Here is a 19,250-nt window from a genome sequence, read left to right as displayed (position 1 = left end):
CACTCCTGCTTGTAGCTTGCAGCTGCGCCCTTACAACTTTACGTCTACCGCTTGCGACGCTCGGGTCGCTTTGGCCCGCGCGGCTTCGATGGACTCGTCGCGAGCCAGGGCGACGCCCATGCGGCGTTGACCGTTGACTTCCGGTTTGCCGAACAGACGCAACGCGGTGTCAGGCTCGGCCAGCGCTGCACCGAGGTTGGCGAAAGCGGTCTGAGTGGACTGGCCTTCGACCAGAATCACTGCGGAAGCAGATGGCCCGAACTGGCGGATCAACGGAATCGGCAGGCCGAGAATTGCGCGAGCGTGCAGGGCAAATTGCGACAGGTCCTGAGAAATCAGAGTGACCAGACCGGTGTCGTGCGGGCGTGGCGAGACTTCGCTGAACCACACTTGATCGCCCTTGATGAACAGCTCGACGCCAAACATGCCACGACCACCCAATGCCTCGGTCACTGCCCTTGCAACACGCTCGGACTCCGCCAACGCTACCGGGCTCATGGCCTGCGGCTGCCAGGATTCCTGATAGTCGCCCTTCTCCTGGCGATGGCCAACCGGCGCGCAGAACGTGGTGCCACCGATGTGACGCACGGTCAGCAGGGTGATTTCGTAATCGAAGTCGATGAAACCTTCGACAATGACGCGGCCCTTTCCAGCGCGACCGCCTTCCTGCGCGTAATCCCAGGCTTTCTGCACGTCATCAGCGCTCTTGAGCAGGCTCTGCCCTTTGCCCGACGAACTCATGACCGGCTTGACCACGCAAGGGAAACCGAGGTCTTCGACAGCCTTGCTGTACGCCTCGAAGGTGTCGGCAAAGTGGTAAGGCGAGGTGGGCAGTTTCAGCTCTTCGGCCGCCAGACGACGAATGCCTTCGCGGTTCATGGTCAGTTGCGCGGCGCGCGCGGTCGGAATCACGGTAAAGCCTTCAGCCTCAAGCTCAACCAGGGTTGCGGTGGCGATGGCTTCGATTTCCGGAACGATGAAATCCGGCTTCTCGGCCTCGATGACTGCACGCAACGCAGCACCGTCGAGCATGTTGATCACATGGCTGCGATGAGCAACCTGCATCGCGGGCGCGTTCTCATAACGGTCAACAGCGATCACTTCAACGCCAAGGCGCTGCAGCTCGATCACGACTTCCTTGCCCAGTTCGCCGCTGCCGCAGAACAGTACGCGAGTCGCGGTGGGCGACAGTGGAGTTCCGATTTGAGTCATCTCAGGTCCTCGTGAAGCAGATATCGAGGGCTGCCTGCCTTATGCAAGCAACCGCTGTGGAGAAAGGCGCGCAATTTACCACGAAGCCCCGGTAAATGGGCGCTCAGCCCGGACAAGCGTTGTTGCGCGCTCGCCAGGCCATGATCATCCAGACCAGGGTCACGCCGGCGAACTTCGATGCCAGCGCAGTGAGCACGACCGGTGCAGTCAGCGCGTCGATCATGCCGAAGAAGATAAAGGTATCCAGCGGGATGCTGAGTGCCGAGCTGATCCATAACCGGTCACGCAATGGGCGTCTGGTGATGCTGAACACCAGCCAGTCAATGCACTCGGAGACCGCGAACGCAGTGGCACTGGCCAGGGCAATGGTCGGGTCGCTGGTGACATACGAAAGCACCAGCGCCACCAGCATGGCGATGATCGCGCCATGACCAAAGCGAATTTGCACCATATCGCGCAACACAAACACCAGCCCGCCCCAGGCAGACCAGATGATGTCCAGATGCGGCGCACTGGAGAAGGCGAAGTTGATCAGCACGACACTGCCGATGTAAGCGATCAGGAAAAGCATGGAGGGTTTGGGCCTGTGCAAGCGAGCGGCAATGATAGCAAACGCGGGCAAGGACCGTGCCCAGGCATAGGCGAAAGCGCTATTTCTGACGAAGATAATGCATCGACTGCACCGGCCTCTTCGCGAACAAGTTCGCTCCCACAACGCCCACGGATAACCTGTGGGAGCGAACTTGTTCGCGAAGGCTATATTCCAAACGCAGCAAATTCTTCTACTGCACCGGCCTCTTTACGAGCAAGTTCGCTCCTGTAAGGCCATGGGAACGTCAGCGTGCCCCGCCCACCGTCCACATCAGCCCGCTGGCCCTGGCGCGCTCGTCGCACAGCCCCAGCACGACACGGCGCTCGTCGTTGCTCATCCGGCTCCACCGGGTGATCTCGTTCACGGTTCGCTGGCAACCGGTGCATATATCCTGCTCATCGAGCGCACAAATGCTCACACAGGGAGAACGGACCGGCTTTTCAATCGGGGTATCGGTGCTCATCACTCTTCCTGCACAACCAGGTCACGGGCGTAACGCTGGGCATTGTGTACGTAATGGGCGGCGCTGGCTTCCAGCATTTTCTTCTGCACGTCGGTGAGTTCGCGCACCACTTTACCCGGTGACCCCATGACCAGCGACCCGTCGGGAATGACCTTGTTTTCTCCGATCAGCGAATTGGCGCCGATAATGCAGTATTTACCAATTTTCGCCCCGTTGAGGATGACCGCGTTGATGCCGATCAGGCTGTAATCGTCAACGCTGCAGCCATGCAACATCGCGTTATGCCCAATGGTCACACTCTTGCCGATGCTCAGGGGCGAGCCCATGTCGGTGTGCATTACTGTGCCATCCTGCACGTTACTGTTTTCGCCGATATGGATCAGCTCGTTGTCGCCACGCAACACCACGTTGAACCATACACTTGCTCCAGCTTCCAGCCTGACATTACCGATCAGCACTGCATTGGGAGCAACCCAGCTCTGCGGGTCGGTCTGGACACGGGATTCCCCCAGGCGATATTTCATGCAGCTTCCTCAGGCGGGTCGTACTCATGGGTACGGATTGTTATGAACAGCACTTCCTGTCGACAGCACTTCTGCAGCAAGCCACTCAGGTTCAGGTGGTCGAGCGTTCGGGCGGATGATGCAGACTGATTTTGGTGTCGTACAGCACATTGACCAGCTCGACGATCATGATCGCGGTAAGCCCCCAGATCTTGTACCCGCCGTAGCGGTAACTGGGCACGTACCAACTGCGGCCTTCGTAATCGATGCGGTGCGTATGTTCACGGGTGTCCTGACGGAAGAACTCCAGCGGTACGCTGAACACCGCCGCGATCTCGCCGTCATTGGGCTGGTATTCGACAAAATCAGGTATGACACCGACATACGGCGTGACTTTGATGCCATGTTTGGAGATGAGCGGGCTTAACGGGCCGACTACTTCGACCAGCCCGGGAGGCAGTCCGATTTCTTCCTCGGCCTCGCGCAGGGCAGTAAAAATCAGGTCCGGGTCGCCTGGATCGCGTCGTCCCCCCGGAAAAGCCACTTCGCCACCATGTGTCGACAGACCACTGGCACGCAAGGTCAAAATCAGCTCGGGTTGCTCACTGCGGGTGACAGGCACCAGAACAGCCGCCTCGGGGAATCGTCGATCCGAGTCGAGGGTTTCGGGCGTATGACTGACTACACGGCGAAGTAGCTCATCCAGCATGGGAAATCTCGATCTGTTGCCTGTCTGGCATCATGCACCAAAGCGAGGTTGCGCCCAACCCCTCGCAAGGCAACTCCTGTCACACAGAGGGTTGCCGAGCCGCAGCACGACAGGCCAAGATAGCGACTGCGTTCACTATCGAATGACCCCATGAAATTTTGCAGCCAGTGCGGCAACCCCGTTATCCAGCGTATTCCCGAAGGCGACAGCCGATTGCGGTATGTCTGCGAGCATTGTCACACCATTCATTACCAGAATCCGAACATCGGGGCGGGCTGTCTGGTGACGCTGGGCGACAAGGTCCTGCTGTGCCGCAGGGCCATAGAACCGCGCCTGGGCTTCTGGACACTGCCGGCAGGTTTTATGGAAAACGGCGAAACCATCGAACAGGCCGCGCGGCGCGAAACCATCGAGGAAGCCTGCGCCACTCTGACCGAGCTGCATCTGTACACGTTGATCGACGTTCCGCATATCAATCAGGTGCATGTGTTCTATCGGGCAGAAATGGCGACTGAGGCGTTTGCGGCAGGAATCGAGAGTCTTGAAGTGCAGTTATTCGACGAAGCCGACATTCCGTGGTCGGACCTGGCTTTCATGACAGTCGGACGTACCCTAGAATACTTCTTCGCGGATCGGCGTCGGCAGGTCTACCCGGTTCATACCAGCGCCCTTCCCCCGTCACGTCCGTTGCTGGACACCTGAAAGTCAGGGTCGCACACAATATCGGCGCTTTTTATAGAAAGAAGCACCTTCAGGGAAATCGTAATGCGCTGGTTGTTCGCCTTCTTTTGCATGTCATTCGTACCGCTTTCGCAGGCTGCGTTTACCCAGACCATCGTGCCCAAGGGCAGCGAACAGAAAATCATCAACAATAAAGTCATCAATACCGAGAGTATTGCCAGCAAGCCGATCGACAAGGTGCTGGTGCTCAAATCGGTTCGCCAGTTGCAACTGATCAGCGGTGGCGAGGCGCTGAAGACCTATCGAATTTCTCTGGGCAAGAACCCCAAGGGCACCAAATTGCAGGAAGGCGACCAACGCACGCCAGAAGGTTTCTACTGGCTCGACTGGCGCAAGCCCAGCAATAACTACAACCTGTCGATGCACATTTCCTACCCGAACATTTCGGACTCGGCACGGGCACGTCGCGAAGGCGTGAAACCGGGCAGCATGATCATGATTCACGGCACGCCGGTGGATGAAGAGTACCCGGAATGGTACTTCCACACGCTGGACTGGACCAACGGATGCATCGCGCTGAAGAACAACGACATGCGGGAGATATGGGATCTGGTGAAAGACGGGACGATGATCGAGATTCGGCCTTGATCATTGCAGCGAGCAGTCAGGATCAGACGCAGAGCGTCCAGAACGGCATGCCGACGCAGAGCGTCGCACGATAGCTGTCAATCGTTTACATCGTGGGAGCGTCCGGGCGACGCGCCTAGCTTGCTCGCGAAGAGGCCAGTACAGCCCCTCAGAACTCTTCCAGCCGCCATACTTCGTAAGCAGGCGTTTCGTAGGGATGGCTCTGCTTAAGCGCCAACACTGCTTGCTGAATCAGATCATCAGCCACGACCAGCTCGACCTTCCATTCCTCCACCGATTCGACCACTCCGCTCTGCCCGACAAATGGCTGACTGCCATTCAGCGGGCGGAACTGGCCCTGGCCGAGCACTTGCCATGAACAGTGATCGTAAGCGCCGATTCGCCCTGCACCAGCAGCGAACACAGCGCTCTTGACCTCGTCCACATGACTCGGAGGAACAAAGAAGGCGAGCTTGTACATGCGCCTTAGTTAACCCAGGCCCGTGCGTTGCGGAACATGCGCATCCAGGCAGCGTCCTCGTTCCAGTCCTCGGGACGCCACGAGTTCTGCACCGCGCGGAACACGCGTTCCGGGTGCGGCATCATGATCGTCACGCGACCGTCCAGGGTGGTCATGCCGCCGATACCGCGCGGCGAGCCGTTCGGGTTGGCCGGGTAGGTTTCAGTGACCTTGCCGTGGTTATCGACGAAGCGCAGTGCCACAGTACCGGACACGTCCGCCTCAAGCAGCGCGTCGTCATTGCGGAACTCTGCGTGACCTTCACCGTGGGCGATGGCGATTGGCATGCGCGAACCGGCCATGCCTTGCAGGAAGATCGACGCCGACTCCTGAACCTGAACCATTGCCACGCGCGCTTCGAACTGCTCGGAGCGGTTACGCACGAAATGGGGCCAGAACTCGCTGCCCGGAATCAGCTCGTGCAGGTTGGACAGCATCTGGCAACCGTTACACACACCCAGCGTGAAGCTGTCGGCACGCTCGAAGAAGCCCTGGAACGCATCGCGGGCGCGGCTATTGAACAGTGCCGACTTGGCCCAGCCTTCACCGGCACCCAGCACGTCGCCATAGGAGAAGCCGCCACAGGCAACCATGCCCTTGAAGTCGTTCAAGTCGACACGACCGGCAAGGATGTCGCTCATGTGCACGTCAATCGCATTGAAGCCTGCGCGATCAAAGGCTGCCGCCATCTCGACCTGACCGTTGACACCCTGCTCGCGCAGCACGGCAACCTGAGGGCGGACGCCCGTCTTGATGTACGGCGCAGCGATGTCTTCGTTAACGTCGAAGCCCAGTTTGACGGTCAGGCCCGGATTGTCTTCTTCCAGCAGCGCATCGAATTCCTGATCAGCGCATTCGGCGTTGTCACGCAGGCGCTGGATCTGATAGCTGGTCTCGGCCCACTGACGTTGAAGCAGACGACGCTGGCCACTGAATACCGGCTCGCCATGGAAGCTGATCGATACTTCATCGTTGTTGATCGGCTGACCGATCACCGCAACGCAATCTTCCAGACCGGCAGCGCTGAATTGCGCCAGCACCAGCGGAGTCGCGTCCTGACGCACCTGGATGACCGCGCCCAGCTCTTCGTTGAAGAGGATCGCGCTTAGCTCGGAAACGTTGTCGGCCACACCGTCGAGGTGCAGGTTCAGGCCGCAGTGACCGGCAAAGGCCATTTCCAGCGTACTGACCAGCAGACCACCGTCGGAACGGTCGTGATAGGAGAGGATATGACCGTCTGAATTGAGGCCCTGAATCACGGCGAAGAAGGCTTTGAGGTCTTCAGCGTCATCGACGTCTGGTGCCACACGACCCAGTTTGCCGTGGGTCTGGGCGAGAATAGAAGCGCCCATGCGGTTCTGGCCACGGCCCAGATCGATCAGGATCAGGTCAGTGATGCCTTTGTCCATGCGCAATTCAGGCGTCAGGGTCTGACGAATGTCGACCACTGGCGCAAAGCCGGTCACGATCAACGACAGCGGCGAAGTCACGCTCTTCTCAGTGCCTTCATCGCTCCAGCGGGTTTTCATGGACATCGAGTCCTTGCCCACCGGAATGGTAATACCCAGCTCCGGACACAGCTCCATGCCCACCGCTTTCACGGTGTCATAAAGACGCGCGTCTTCTCCGGGATGACCGGCAGCCGACATCCAGTTGGCCGACAGTTTGATGTCAGACAGCTTTTCAATACATGAGGCCGCAATGTTGGTCAGCGTTTCGCCGATCGCCATGCGGCCCGAAGCCGGAGCATCCAGAAGAGCCAGCGGCGTGCGCTCGCCCATCGCCATGGCTTCGCCCGTGTTGACGTCGAAGCTGGTCGCGGTCACGGCGCAGTCAGCCACAGGCACCTGCCACGGGCCGACCATCTGATCGCGAGCGACCAGACCGGTAATGCTGCGGTCACCAATGGTGATCAGGAAGCTTTTGCTGGCAACTGCCGGGTGACGCAGTACACGTTGCACGCTTTCTTCGATATCCAGCGTGCTCGGGTCGAAGTCATCGCCGATCTCGGCTTCGCGCTCGACCGAACGGTGCATGCGCGGCACCTTGCCCAGCAACACTTCCAGCGGCATGTCCACCGGGCTGTTGCCGAAATGGCTGTCAGTCACGGTCAATTGCGGCTCGGCAGTGGCCTCGCCGACAACCGCAAACGGGCAGCGCTCGCGCTCGCAGATGGCCTTGAAACGGTCGAAATCTTCGACGCCGACGGCCAGCACGTAACGCTCCTGGGATTCGTTGCTCCAGATTTCCAGCGGGGCCATGCCCGGCTCGTCGTTGGGCACGTTACGCAGTTCGAAACGCCCACCACGATCGCCATCGTTGACCAGTTCGGGGAAGGCGTTGGACAGACCACCGGCACCGACGTCATGGATGAAGCTGATCGGGTTACGGTCGCCCAGCTGCCAGCAGCGGTCGATCACTTCCTGACAGCGACGCTCCATCTCAGGGTTTTCACGCTGAACCGAAGCGAAATCCAGGTCGGCAGAACTTGTACCGGTCGCCATCGAGGACGCCGCGCCGCCGCCCAGGCCGATCAGCATTGCCGGGCCACCCAGCACGATCAGTTTGGAACCCACAGTGATCTCGCCCTTTTGGACGTGATCTTCGCGGATGTTGCCCATACCGCCAGCCAGCATGATCGGCTTGTGATAACCACGAACCTCATCGCCGTGCGGCGTGGTAATGGACTGCTCAAAGGTACGGAAGTAGCCGGTCAGCGCCGGACGGCCGAACTCGTTGTTGAACGCCGCGCCACCCAGCGGGCCTTCGATCATGATGTCCAGCGCGGTGACGATGCGCTCGGGCTTGCCGTATGGCACTTCCCAAGGTTGCACGAAACCGGGAATCTGCAGGTTGGATACGGTGAAACCGGTCAGACCTGCCTTGGGCTTGGCACCGCGACCGGTTGCACCTTCGTCGCGAATCTCGCCGCCGGAACCGGTCGCTGCGCCAGGAAACGGCGCAATGGCAGTCGGGTGGTTGTGAGTTTCGACCTTCATCAGGATATGCACCGGCTCCTGCACCGCGCCGTACTGGCGGGTTTCGGGGTCCGGGAAGAAGCGGCCGGCAACGTTGCCGACGATCACCGAAGCGTTGTCCTTGTAGGCGGACAGCACGCCTTCGCTGTGCATCTGATAGGTGTTCTTGATCATGCCGAACAGGCTTTTTTCCTGGCTCTGGCCGTCGATATCCCAACTGGCGTTGAAAATCTTGTGACGGCAGTGCTCGGAGTTTGCCTGGGCAAACATCATCAGCTCGATGTCGTGCGGGTTGCGCCCGAGACCGTTGAAGCTGGTGATCAGGTAATCGATTTCATCTTCAGCGAGGGCCAGGCCCAGTTCGACGTTGGCTTTTTCCAGCGCCGCGCGACCGCCACCCAGAATGTCCACCGCGGTCAGCGGTTTGGGCTGGGCGTGGCTGAACAGGCTAGCGGCCTGCTCGTGATCGCCCAACACCAGTTGCGTCATGCGGTCGTGCAGGCTGTCGGCGATTGCCTGAGCCTGGGCCTCACTGAACTGACCTTCTACATAGAAGGCAATCCCGCGCTCGATGCGCTGGATTTTCGTCAGGCCGCAATTGCGGGCGATGTCGCTGGCCTTGCTCGACCAAGGTGAAATGGTGCCAAAACGCGGCAACACCAGAAACAGACGGCCGCTCGGCTCTTGAACCGGCACGCTGGGGCCGTATTTCAGGAGACGGTCGAGAACCTGCTGTTCTTCGCTGGTAAGAACGTCGTTGACGTCCGCGAAGTGGGCGAATTCGGCGTACAAGCCACTGACAGCTGAAACTTTTTGTTTCAGTTGTTCTAGTAATTTGCTGTGGCGGAAGGCAGAAAGGGCAGGAGCACCGCGCAGGATCAACATCTTCGGGACAGCCTCGAGAAGGGGGTGTGCTTTGAGGCCGCACATTCTAGCCTAAAGCGGGCCTTTGATCACCCAAAACGGCGGCATCGGGTGCGCCCGAATGTCGCTCCACGCAAAAAAAGTCTGAAAATGCCTGTAAAACCCCCTCGCCTATCAGACGCAGGCTTCACTGTCGAGATATGGCGCCCGGTGCGCTTTGCGTATACTGCACCGATGTTCTTCAGACCAGATTTCCGCCCACGTTGCGCCAAGTGGCTCATCGCAACCGGACTCTTCCTGATGCTCGGCGCCTGTGTGGAGAAACCCACCACACTGGAGCGAGTCAAGGAGGACGGCGTGCTGCGGATGATCACCCGTAACAGCCCGGCGACTTATTTTCAGGATCGCAACGGCGAAACAGGCTTCGAATACGAGCTGGTCAAGCGTTTCGCCGATGATCTGGGCGTCGAACTGAAGATCGAAACGGCCGACAATCTGGACGATCTGTTCGACCAGATGAACAAACCGGGCGGTCCGGTCCTGGGTGCTGCGGGCCTGATCGAGACGCCAAAGCGCAAGCAACAGGCGCGTTTCTCGCACTCTTATCTGGAAGTGACCCCTCAGGTTGTCTACCGCAACGGCCAGTCACGTCCCACCGACCCGGGCGACCTGGTGGGTAAACGTATCGTGGTCCTGAAAGGTAGCGCGCATGCCGAGCAGCTTGCGGCACTCAAGGCGCAGAATCCCGGCCTTGAATATGAAGAGTCGGATGCGGTCGAGGTCGTCGATCTCCTGCGTATGGTCGATGAAGGCCAGATTGACCTGACGCTGGTCGACTCCAACGAGCTGGCGATGAACCAGGTGTACTTTCCCAACGTGCGTGTAGCCTTCGACCTGGGCGAAGCCCGCGAACAACGCTGGGTGGTTGCACCGGGCGAAGACAACAGCCTGCTCAACGAAATCAACGCGTACCTCGACAAGGTCGAGAAGAACGGCACGCTGCAACGTCTGAAAGACCGTTACTACGGCCACGTCGATGTACTTGGCTACGTTGGCGCCTATACCTTTGCCCAGCATTTGCAGGAACGCCTGCCCAAATACGAGAAACACTTTCAGACATCGGCCAAGAAAGAACAGGTCGACTGGAGATTGCTGGCCGCCATCGGCTATCAGGAATCAATGTGGCAACCGGCCGTTACCTCGAAAACCGGTGTGCGCGGCCTGATGATGCTGACTCAGAACACCGCTCAGGCGATGGGCGTGACCAACAGGCTCGACGCGCGACAAAGCATTCAGGGCGGCGCAAAGTATTTTGCCTACGTAAAGGATCAGCTGGACGACTCGATTAAAGAGCCAGATCGCACTTGGCTAGCTCTCGCGTCCTACAACATTGGCAGCGGTCACCTCGAAGATGCGCGCAAATTGGCCCAGAACGAGGGGCTGAATCCTGATAAATGGCTGGACGTGAAAAAAATGCTGCCGCGTCTGGCGCAGAAGAAGTGGTACAGCAAAACGCGTTACGGCTACGCCCGAGGCGGCGAGCCTGTGCATTTCGTTGCCAACATTCGTCGTTATTACGACATTCTGACCTGGGTCACGCAGCCTCAGCTCGAGGGCAGCCAGGTCGCCGATGGCAACCTGCATGTTCCCGGTGTCGACAAGACCCAACCACCTGCGCCGCCTGCACCTGCTTCAGGCAGTAGCCCCGACAAGCCTGCGCTCTAGACGCCGCCCTGGTTTTTATCTGCATCCTTGGCAGCCCGGCGCATTCTGAAAAACTCGCTCAGCATTGCCCCGCATTCCTCGCTCAATACCCCGCCTTCAAACAGCACGCGGTGATTGAGAAAGCCCTGACTGAAGAATTGCCCCTGGCTTTGAACGATGCCTGCCTTGGGCTCAAGCGCGCCGTAAACCACGCGCGCCACCCGCGAATGCACGATCAACCCGGCGCACATGCTGCATGGTTCCAGCGTCACGTAAAGCGTACTGCCCGGCAGCCGATAATTGTCCAGCGCCCTGGCGGCATCACGAATAGCGACCATTTCGGCATGCGCACTGGGGTCGCTTGCGCTGATCGGGCAATTGTAACCACGACCAATGATCTCGCCGTTCTGCACCACGACTGCACCGACGGGCACTTCGCCCAGCAATGCGCCTTGCGCGGCGAGCGCCAGTGCCTCGCGCATGAAGTCCTGATCCTTGCTGCGGTCGATGATTTGCGGCTGACGCATCACGACACCTCGATGGCGGCCATGAGGCCGGTTTCCATATGATCGATCACATGGCAGTGGAACATCCACACACCGGGGTTATCCGCCACCAGCGCAATCCGCGCCCGCTCGTTGCGGCCCAGCAAGAACGTGTCGGTAAAGTACGGGATGATCTTGCGCCGATTGGACGCGATCACCTTGAAACTCATGCCGTGCAAGTGAATCGGGTGTTGATACTGAGTCATGTTCTTCAATTCAAAGATGTAGCTCTTGCCCAACTTCAATTTGGCGATAGGCCGGTCGGCGCAAGTCTTGTCGGTAATGTCCCACGCTTCGCCGTTGATCTGCCACAAGCTGGGCGGCTTGCCGTTGTCGGTGTTGACCGACATTGAGCCCACCCATTCGAAGTTGAAATTGATCTTCTCGGCGTTATCCATATCCGGCTCGGCCACCGGATTGGCCGGCAGCTCAGCTGGCCATTGGCCGGGCGCTTCGTTATTGGCGACTGACCGAAATGTCCCCAGACGCACCGGGCCGTTACGCAATGAAATTTCCTCACCCGCAGGCGGTGCCTTGATTGCCAGACAGATGCGCATGCCCGGCCCCAGCCAGTACTCGTCGCCAAACGGCCGCGGCGTGACCGGGTTGCCATCCAGCGCATAAATCTGCGCCTCGGCGTCCGGCAGGTTGAGGCGATAGGTGACGGTATTATCGAGGTTGAGCAAGCGCACGCGGGTAATCTGCCCAGCAGGCAATTCAATGACCGCCTGCGGAACACCATTCAATGTCGAAAGCCGACCCGCCGTACCTTCACGCGCCGCCTCACGCAGCACGCTGAACTCGGTAAACGCGCCAACTTCATCCACATGCCAGCTTTTCAGGCTGACCGTGCGCTCATGGGCGAAACCGGTGGGCTCGCGCTCTTCAACGATCAGCGGCCCGACCAGCCCACGGCCCAGCTCTTCGCTGCTGCTGACGTGCGGGTGATACCAATAGCTACCGGCATCCGGCACACGGAACTTGTAATCGAAATATTCGCCCGGCTTCACTGGCAACTGAGAAACGTATGGCACGCCGTCCATCTCCAGCGGCAAGCGGATGCCATGCCAGTGAATGGTCGTCTCGACCGGCAGCTGGTTGATGAAGCGCAAGCGCAACCACTCGCCCTGCCGCACCCGCAATTCGGTGCCCGGCGCAGAACCGCCAAACGCCCAGGCAGGTGTCTTGTGGCCAGAGATCAGTTCTATATCCAGCGGCGCAGCGATCAGCACGAAGTCCGAACCCGCTTGCGACTCGCGACGCCCCATCCAGTAACGCGAAGCACCACCCGCGCCAAGGCCGACTACAGCAAGACCGGCGATGCCTGTGAGGATCTGACGACGGGTAAAGGACATGAACGGCGGGACCTCGAAAACGACGACTGAGCGCATCTGCGAGCAAATGCGAGGGGCGAATACGATACACCTGCATTTGCGTAAAGATAAGGGTGGATACCACGAACTGAAGTTGAGGCGTAAAAAAGCCGGGCAAGGCAGTGACGCCCGCTCCGGCTTTTTGCATCAATTAACCCCGCTACGACTGACTAACCCGCTCCAGCCATTCGATATACGCAGGCTCTGCATCAAGCGATACATTGGCGCGGTAATCCTGCAACTCTGCCTGCATACCAAACCCTTTCCATATCAGCGGTGCGAGGCGCGATGCCGGGCTGTTCGCCCGCTCCAGTTCGCTCAGCACTTGCAGGCTTCGTTGCTTGTGCTCGGCCACTGTTTCCGACTTGTAATCGAAAGCCTTCCCCAACCCGGAGAGGTACATCAGTTTTGCGGTTTCTATCTCAGGCCACTGGAGCGCCATATTCAGTGGCCATTCGAGCATGGCGCGCTCACCCCACATCGACGACTTGGGTAAATGGTCGTTCGCAAGCAACGTCAGCATGAATGATTGGCCCAACTGGGTCAGATACACCGGCAAGACCTCAGCGTCAGGCTGCCGGTAAAACACATCCAGTGGCTGCTCACGCTTGAGTCCGATGCCGGCCAGCAAGCGCTGTTGAAGATCAAGTACCAGCGCGCCAAGTTCCGCCTTGCCTGCACTGCCGTTTTCAACGGTTTGCCGGGTGCGGGTCGTGCAATTCCATAGGCTCAGTGAAATCCGCCACTGGGCCTGATCGCCCTCACCCGAACAACCCACCTCGCCCGTGACGAAATACTTCGTCGCTGGCGGGACGATATCGAACAATGTGTTGCCGTCGACCTCAACCCCCGATACAACCGGCCCCGCACCCTCCGCGACCTGGACATAACAATTGGCTGCATAGTCATTCCAGTAGTGAACCGACTCAGCCATGTAAAGAGGAATGGCACGCGTATAGCGCCCGATATCATCCTCGCGCTGCGATTCGGCAGGTTCTGCTTTCTCCATGATTTTGGACAAGGCGAAGAAACCAATTTCTGGCGCACCTTCCGGTTTTTGCGCGAAGAGCCAGTCAGCATTGCGCAAACCGTAGTGCCAGACCGGCTTGGTAAGCGCCACGGTATTGATCGCCACGCTGGCAGGATCAATCGGAATGCCTTTGTCTTCCTGCCTGCGCACATCCTCGAAAGCGTGCGCAAACTGGTCAAGGTGACTTTTGATTGGCGCAAAGCCGAGGGCATACAAGCGCGTAAGCAAGGCCTCGCCTTCATCCACCCTGCCCAGCTCCTGATAGGCACGCAGCAAGTTGAGACCTGCCGTCGAATCATGTTTGTGCTCATCGTAAGCAGGCCCGACAAGCTCGACGATCAGCGGGATGTGGCCATTGTTGCCCAGATCCCCCGAGATCATCTGCAGCGCGCTTCGGTCGAACTGGCCACCTGCCGACACTTCTTCATACAGCACGCGCGCCTGCTCGACGTTCTGCTGTTGCAGGTAATGCCGCGCCATCCACAGTTGCGCACGCCAACTGCCCGGCAACGCCGCTACTGTGTGAAGAGCAGCGAGATAGGCCGCCTCGCCGCCCCGCTCCTGCTGGATGCTCAGCCACCACATCACACCATTCTCTTGATTCGGGTCGGCTTCAACCGCCTGCCATAGCGTTGCCTCTGCAACTGATTGATCGCCACGCTCGGCAAACACCTTGGCCAGATTGGTCAGAATGATTCCCGACACACCGACTTTAGCCATCCCGGCCCGCAGAGTGGCTTCAGCAGCATCAAGCTGAGCGTTGTGCATCAGCACGATGCCGTTCACCACATGACTGCGCTCGGGATTAGCGTCGATCTCGACCAGTCGTTCGGCTGCTGGCATGAGGTCAGTCGCAAATCCATCGTTCAGGCCCGAAACAATGAGGTTGTAGAGCTCGTCAGCATCACCCCAGTGCTGCTTCAGATTGGGCAGGAACACCTTCTCGCGCCACTCGGCCCGAGTAATCTTTATCTCGCGTCCGTAACTGTCGTAGGCAGTGATCAACTCGCCGTCGTGGGCTTCTGGCGACGCCGTATCAGCAGGCGCGTTATCTGTTGAAGCTTGAGATTTCTTGCCGCTGAGAGCGGACAGAATGCGTTTGAACATGAGTGGAGTCGCCGCGGTTTGGGGTTAATGGGTACTGGCAGATCCAGGGCGAGGCTTGCCAGTGAATTCAACGCTGCACTGGAAGAGGCGATCAAGCCTGGTTTGGCTTGGAGCCACCGGAATCTGGGAGACTGTCAGAAATTTTGTGTTCGGGCATAACATGTAGCTAGAGGTGCATGTATGCCGACCAAAAAGAAGTCCGCCAATGCAACAGCGAGGGAGTTGCCCTCGATTCCCCAAGAGCTGATCGAGCAGTTTGTTAAAGGCCCGATGAGCGCCGAAGCCATTCAAGACGCGTCCATGGCGTTCAAGAAGGCTCTGATCGAGCGTGCGCTAGGCGCCGAGCTGGGTCACCACCTTGGTTATCCTCAGGGCGCGGAGCGCCCTAAGGAGTCGACCAATCAGCGCAATGGCAAAAGCAGCAAGACGGTTCTGACCGACGACGGGCCGCTTCGCCTGGATATCCCCAGAGACCGCGATGGTAGCTTCGCCCCGATCCTGATTCCCAAGCACGAACGCCGTTTTACAGGCTTCGACGACAAGATAATTGCCATGTACGCCCGGGGCATGACGGTGCGTGAGATCCGCGCTTTTCTATCTGAGCAGTATGGAACTGACGTGTCCCATGACTTCATCAGCTCAGTCACCGATGCGGTCATGGAAGAGGTGGGCGCTTGGCAGCAACGACCCTTGGAACCGATGTATCCGGTGATCTTCTTCGATGCGTTACGGGTCAAAATCCGGGACGAGGGGTTAGTGTGCAACAAGGCTATTTATCTGGCGCTGGGGGTATTACCTGATGGCACGCGCGACATTCTGGGTATATGGATCGAGAGCACCGAGGGTGCCAAGTTTTGGATGAAGGTGTTCAACGACCTCAAGACTCGTGGCGTTGAAGATGTTCTGATCGCCGTCACGGATGGCCTCAAAGGAATACCGGAGGCGTTGGGGGCGGTTTTTCCTGCCACGACGCTGCAAACCTGCATCGTGCATCTGATCCGCAACAGCTTGGACTATGCCGCTTGGGATAAACGTCGGGCACTGGCCAAAGCACTCAAGCCGATCTACCAGGCGATCAATGCCGATGTGGCTGAGCAAGAGCTTAACGCCTTTGAAGCGGGCCCCTGGGGCAAGCAGTATCCGACTGTAGTTGCTGCATGGCGTCGCGCCTGGGATCGGGTTATACCGTTTTTTGTTTTTCCGGCGGGCATTCGCAAAGTGGTTTACACGACCAATGCCATCGAGAGCATCAATGCCCAGTTACGCAAGATCATCAAGACTCGAGGGCACTTCCCGACCGATGAGGCTGCGACGAAACTGATATGGCTTGGGTTGCGCAACATCACCGCCAACTGGGGTCATGCGGCACACGACTGGAAAGTGGCAATGAATCAATTTGCGATCCTGTACGGAGACCGATTTACCAGACCGAGCTGGTAAAACAAGGGCCTGCCTGACGGCAGGCCCTAACCAGCCCGAACACAAAAAAACTGATACTCCCGAATCTGGTTTAACAATAGCTTGTCTCGATACCGCTCAATTTGATGAACGGGCCCTCATGCTGAACGTTAGAGCCACCTTCAACCCGGCGAAACTCTACGACTTTCATCCCGCGCAGGTGGCGTCCATTGATCCAGGAACGCCGCAACCTTTTCTTCTATACGGCTCTCGATGGTCCGCAAACGAAGCAAAGGGATACCGCATTTATTCAGAATGCTGTTTTTCACAGCGTCTCGTTCAATCTGTAACGGATCGTCATGGTAACCACCGTCGACTTCAATCACGCCCAAGGGGGTCTTACCCACCTTGAAATAGAGCACGAAATCGCATCGCGCAGCGTTTCTCATAAACTCCAGCTCTCTCTCCGTGAAGCTTGCGCGGGCCACCGCTGCCAGTTGCATCAGCCGGATCTCACGGTGGAACATGATCCCTCGGCGGGGTTCCTGAGCCAGTGCCTCACGAAGTATCTGCGCCACAATCTGCTCGGACTTGAATAACGAGTCATTCGGATTGAGCCTTTTATTGAGACGCTCAAGTGATCGCTCGTACTCTTTATAGAGCAGATCGAATGCCGAGATAACAGGCGCTCGATGGACCTGCCCGTCATCCGCGTAATATTCCATGTAGCGGATCAGCGCAGCGATATGGCCATTACTGGTTTTGAAAACATTATCACCCGTGACCAGCGTGAACCTGCTTTTGGCTCTGGAAACCGCGACGTTGACCATACGTGCATCGTCGACGAAATTCAGGCGTTCCGGGCTTTTGTACTTGTCCAGCACAGTAGAAAAGACGATTTCGTCGCACTCCCTGCCCTGAAATTTATGCACAGTGGCTTTGACGAAATCAGCTGGCAGGCAGGAACCTGAAAGCATCGCCTGATTCTTGAAGGGAGCAATGAACCCTCTGCCATCTTCTCCCTCCCAGAGGCTTTCCCCGTCGGCCTCAAGCACTGCCAATAAAGAGTCGAGCTCTCTGAGATTGGAATTGTTGCGCGTGTGGTTTCCCTTGGCAGTCACGAGCAGCGTCAACGGTTTTTCGCCATTGTCCATTGTCATCGGTACTAGCTGATTATCGTAAAACTGCTGATTGCAGAACTGAATAATCCGGGGATGACACCGATAGTGCTCTTTGAGCAACGTCATCGGTATCGAGTTGCCGAACACACTGACGCATGAGTCCAAAAGGCTGTACTTCTCACAGTCATACCAGGGCGCGGGCGCTTCCAGCCCGAGTTTTTCCGGGATGTGTGCAAGTTGCTTCCTGTCCCCCACGATGATCAGATTTTTCGCACAACTGAGTGCCAGTACACCTGGGACGATGTCCTGTTGCGAGGCCTCGTCGATAATCACGTAATCGAGAACAGCCTTGCCGCCAAGGGAGTTGACGATTGAATGCGTACTGCTGCCAATGACCGGGTAGCGCTTCAGGAACGCATCAAGCCGCTTTCTGTAAGTGGTGTCGAAGGTATCGTCATCAGAGATATGACGATGCAGATGGTGTTTCAGGTGAAGCATGGAAGAAGTGGTCAACTCCTCCAGCAGCGCCTTGAAGTTACCGAGTCGCAACGCTTCTTCATGGGCAGCCAACTCCGTCTTTTTATCTTGCAAGACCTTGTCGTAATAATGGAGCTGCAGGCTGTAGAAGGCAGACATGCGCTTGTCCCAATTATCGAAGGGTCGGGTGCGCAAAATTCTGAAATTGAACAAGAGCTCGATACGGTCCTTGATTCTGATGCGCTCGCTCGCAAGCTGCTCGAGGTAAGCCATCAAGTCCGTCGTCTTTTGTGGCGACAGTTTATATCTGTCCAGAGAAGGACCGGCCACACCGTTATCCCGCTGCCACTCAGTAAGGTAGCGACGCTCTATCTCCAGTTCGCTAATCTCGATCTGCAACTGCGCCACTGCGTTACGAGCGCCCAGGTAGCCTTTGAGCTGTTGCAGCACAGCCTGGATATGCTCAATGGCAGGCGCTGGTGAAGGATCTGTGGAAGGTCGAGAAGGAGGGTTGGCAAAAAACTCTTTCTGATTGTCGTTCTTGCCCAGCCTCGCGACCAGATAATCCAGGCCGCACTTGCCTAGCTTTTCATAAACATTCTCGACCGCGGAATTGTTGTTGGACACCACCGCCACTGTTTTTCCCTGCAAAAGGATGTTGGCAATGATGTTCAGAATAGTCTGCGTCTTGCCCGTACCGGGAGGACCTTCAATCACGCTTACCTGTGAAAGGAACGCTTGCTCCACCGCCCTGAGCTGACTTTCGTTGAGGCCGAAAGGAAAGATGAAATTACCCGACGACTCCAGCTTTCCATGCTGCCCTTTGCAGTAAGCATGCAGCGCCGTGGCCGGAGACAACGAAAGGCCCCCCATTTGGCGGTCAATATTTTCGACCATGCCCTTTTTATCACCGGCAGCGGCAGCGCTGACCCGAGCTTCGGCCACCGAACGAAAATAAGTGAATGCGGGCTCATCAGTGATTGAGGTCGGGGAAAAGAACTCAACACTGTCCATGTTAAAAATGTATTTTTTCGGTTTTCCGGGATATTGAACGAGGGCGTGTTTATCACCGTATATCTCCACCCTATCGACGGGATTGAATTCCGAGCTTCCTTTTCTCAGAAGAAGCATGTCCTTCAATTCCAGGGTAGGCACGACCCTGCACTCACTCAGCGGGCGGGAATAAGTTTTTTGAGAGGGGTAGTGGCACGTCAGGGTGAAATCGCCCTTGCCATCTGGCTTTATATCCCAGCCACTGATCTGCCGGGTTTTGTCCTCGCCACACACATAGATGGAAACCATAAATCCCTTAAACAGGCGTGATGACCGCCTGTACGCATCCGTGC

14 protein-coding genes and 1 pseudogene are annotated in these 19,250 nt (G+C 57.7%); 4 read left to right on the top strand and 11 right to left on the bottom strand.

The annotated features are described in order from the left end of the window. Window positions 1–30: 30 nt before the first annotated feature. The 5 genes from purT to FFH21_RS06995 form a co-directional block, all read right to left on the bottom strand. Complete coding sequence (gene purT, locus FFH21_RS07015; protein ID WP_002552516.1) at window positions 31–1,212, bottom strand: formate-dependent phosphoribosylglycinamide formyltransferase; 1,182 nt, start codon at window positions 1,210–1,212, stop codon at window positions 31–33. 103 nt (window positions 1,213–1,315) lie between these two features. Then, window positions 1,316–1,783, bottom strand: coding sequence for a preQ0 transporter (locus FFH21_RS07010; protein WP_004666056.1), 468 nt, complete (start codon window positions 1,781–1,783; stop codon window positions 1,316–1,318). Between the two features lie 265 nt (window positions 1,784–2,048). Next, complete coding sequence (locus tag FFH21_RS07005) at window positions 2,049–2,267, bottom strand: DUF1289 domain-containing protein (RefSeq protein ID WP_004656331.1); 219 nt, start codon at window positions 2,265–2,267, stop codon at window positions 2,049–2,051. Then, complete coding sequence (locus tag FFH21_RS07000) at window positions 2,267–2,791, bottom strand: gamma carbonic anhydrase family protein (RefSeq protein WP_004656329.1); 525 nt, start codon at window positions 2,789–2,791, stop codon at window positions 2,267–2,269. Before FFH21_RS07000 ends, FFH21_RS07005 begins: the two co-directional genes overlap by 1 nt. A gap of 91 nt (window positions 2,792–2,882) precedes the next feature. After that, window positions 2,883–3,479 (bottom strand): CoA pyrophosphatase, encoded by a 597-nt coding sequence (locus FFH21_RS06995; protein ID WP_005732461.1) that lies wholly within the window; start codon window positions 3,477–3,479, stop codon window positions 2,883–2,885. 150 nt (window positions 3,480–3,629) lie between these two features. On the opposite strand from FFH21_RS06995, the gene FFH21_RS06985 reads away from it, so the two are divergent. Continuing rightward, entirely contained in the window at window positions 3,630–4,181 is a 552-nt protein-coding gene (locus FFH21_RS06985) for an NUDIX hydrolase (RefSeq protein WP_011168009.1), read from the top strand. Window positions 4,182–4,385: 204 nt separating this feature from the next. Further along, window positions 4,386–4,808, top strand: a pseudogene (locus tag FFH21_RS06980) (murein L,D-transpeptidase family protein); the annotation flags it as partial. Between the two features lie 148 nt (window positions 4,809–4,956). On the opposite strand, the gene FFH21_RS06975 reads toward FFH21_RS06980, so the two are convergent. Further along, window positions 4,957–5,268, bottom strand: a complete 312-nt coding sequence (locus FFH21_RS06975; protein ID WP_004656323.1) for a YqfO family protein — start codon at window positions 5,266–5,268, stop codon at window positions 4,957–4,959. A 5-nt stretch (window positions 5,269–5,273) separates the two neighbouring features. Next, window positions 5,274–9,170: a phosphoribosylformylglycinamidine synthase gene (purL, locus tag FFH21_RS06970; RefSeq protein ID WP_041924472.1), complete on the bottom strand. Its 3,897-nt coding sequence runs from the start codon at window positions 9,168–9,170 to the stop codon at window positions 5,274–5,276. A 213-nt stretch (window positions 9,171–9,383) separates the two neighbouring features. Between purL and mltF the strand changes: the two genes are divergently transcribed. After that, window positions 9,384–10,874: a membrane-bound lytic murein transglycosylase MltF gene (gene mltF, locus FFH21_RS06965; protein ID WP_019741176.1), complete on the top strand. Its 1,491-nt coding sequence runs from the start codon at window positions 9,384–9,386 to the stop codon at window positions 10,872–10,874. On the opposite strand, the gene tadA is transcribed toward mltF, so the two are convergent. From tadA to FFH21_RS06950, 3 genes are all read right to left on the bottom strand, one after another. Further along, entirely contained in the window at window positions 10,871–11,380 is a 510-nt protein-coding gene (tadA, locus tag FFH21_RS06960) for a tRNA adenosine(34) deaminase TadA (protein ID WP_004656314.1), read from the bottom strand. The two genes, mltF and tadA, sit on opposite strands and share 4 nt — an antisense overlap. Continuing rightward, on the bottom strand, window positions 11,380–12,753 hold the full coding sequence (locus FFH21_RS06955) for a multicopper oxidase family protein (protein ID WP_004666060.1): 1,374 nt from the start codon (window positions 12,751–12,753) through the stop codon (window positions 11,380–11,382). Before FFH21_RS06955 ends, tadA begins: the two co-directional genes overlap by 1 nt. A gap of 178 nt (window positions 12,754–12,931) precedes the next feature. Continuing rightward, window positions 12,932–14,908, bottom strand: a complete 1,977-nt coding sequence (locus FFH21_RS06950; RefSeq protein WP_011168005.1) for a lipopolysaccharide assembly protein LapB — start codon at window positions 14,906–14,908, stop codon at window positions 12,932–12,934. A gap of 180 nt (window positions 14,909–15,088) precedes the next feature. Here FFH21_RS06950 and FFH21_RS06945 point away from each other — a divergent pair, with 180 nt between their 5' ends. Then, window positions 15,089–16,348 carry an IS256-like element ISPsy17 family transposase gene (locus FFH21_RS06945; protein ID WP_004667385.1) on the top strand — a complete coding sequence of 420 codons (1,260 nt, stop codon included), beginning with the start codon at window positions 15,089–15,091 and terminating at the stop codon, window positions 16,346–16,348. 140 nt (window positions 16,349–16,488) lie between these two features. Here FFH21_RS06945 and FFH21_RS06935 read toward each other — a convergent pair whose 3' ends face one another. After that, entirely contained in the window at window positions 16,489–19,206 is a 2,718-nt protein-coding gene (locus FFH21_RS06935; protein WP_041924471.1) for an AAA domain-containing protein, read from the bottom strand. Window positions 19,207–19,250 lie beyond the last annotated feature (44 nt).

The organism is Pseudomonas sp. KBS0707, assembly GCF_005937945.2.
Classification (GTDB): Bacteria; Pseudomonadota; Gammaproteobacteria; order Pseudomonadales; family Pseudomonadaceae; genus Aquipseudomonas; species Aquipseudomonas amygdali.
Note: the sequence above shows the minus strand (reverse complement) of the source record. Positions and strands in the feature narration are given on the sequence as shown.

What these genes read in the sequence shown, in the direction of transcription:
- tadA (WP_004656314.1), bottom strand. Translation starts at nt 11,380, where the DNA reads ATGCGTCAGCCGCAAATCATCGACCGCAGCAAGGATCAGGACTTCATG.
- FFH21_RS06935 (WP_041924471.1), bottom strand. Translation starts at nt 19,206, where the DNA reads ATGGTTTCCATCTATGTGTGTGGCGAGGACAAAACCCGGCAGATCAGT.
- FFH21_RS06945 (WP_004667385.1), top strand. Translation starts at nt 15,089, where the DNA reads ATGCCGACCAAAAAGAAGTCCGCCAATGCAACAGCGAGGGAGTTGCCC.
- FFH21_RS07000 (WP_004656329.1), bottom strand. Translation starts at nt 2,791, where the DNA reads ATGAAATATCGCCTGGGGGAATCCCGTGTCCAGACCGACCCGCAGAGC.
- FFH21_RS06975 (WP_004656323.1), bottom strand. Translation starts at nt 5,268, where the DNA reads ATGTACAAGCTCGCCTTCTTTGTTCCTCCGAGTCATGTGGACGAGGTC.
- FFH21_RS06950 (WP_011168005.1), bottom strand. Translation starts at nt 14,908, where the DNA reads ATGTTCAAACGCATTCTGTCCGCTCTCAGCGGCAAGAAATCTCAAGCT.
- mltF (WP_019741176.1), top strand. Translation starts at nt 9,384, where the DNA reads ATGTTCTTCAGACCAGATTTCCGCCCACGTTGCGCCAAGTGGCTCATC.
- purL (WP_041924472.1), bottom strand. Translation starts at nt 9,170, where the DNA reads ATGTTGATCCTGCGCGGTGCTCCTGCCCTTTCTGCCTTCCGCCACAGC.
- FFH21_RS06985 (WP_011168009.1), top strand. Translation starts at nt 3,630, where the DNA reads ATGAAATTTTGCAGCCAGTGCGGCAACCCCGTTATCCAGCGTATTCCC.
- purT (WP_002552516.1), bottom strand. Translation starts at nt 1,212, where the DNA reads ATGACTCAAATCGGAACTCCACTGTCGCCCACCGCGACTCGCGTACTG.
- FFH21_RS07005 (WP_004656331.1), bottom strand. Translation starts at nt 2,267, where the DNA reads ATGAGCACCGATACCCCGATTGAAAAGCCGGTCCGTTCTCCCTGTGTG.
- FFH21_RS07010 (WP_004666056.1), bottom strand. Translation starts at nt 1,783, where the DNA reads ATGCTTTTCCTGATCGCTTACATCGGCAGTGTCGTGCTGATCAACTTC.
- FFH21_RS06995 (WP_005732461.1), bottom strand. Translation starts at nt 3,479, where the DNA reads ATGCTGGATGAGCTACTTCGCCGTGTAGTCAGTCATACGCCCGAAACC.
- FFH21_RS06955 (WP_004666060.1), bottom strand. Translation starts at nt 12,753, where the DNA reads ATGTCCTTTACCCGTCGTCAGATCCTCACAGGCATCGCCGGTCTTGCT.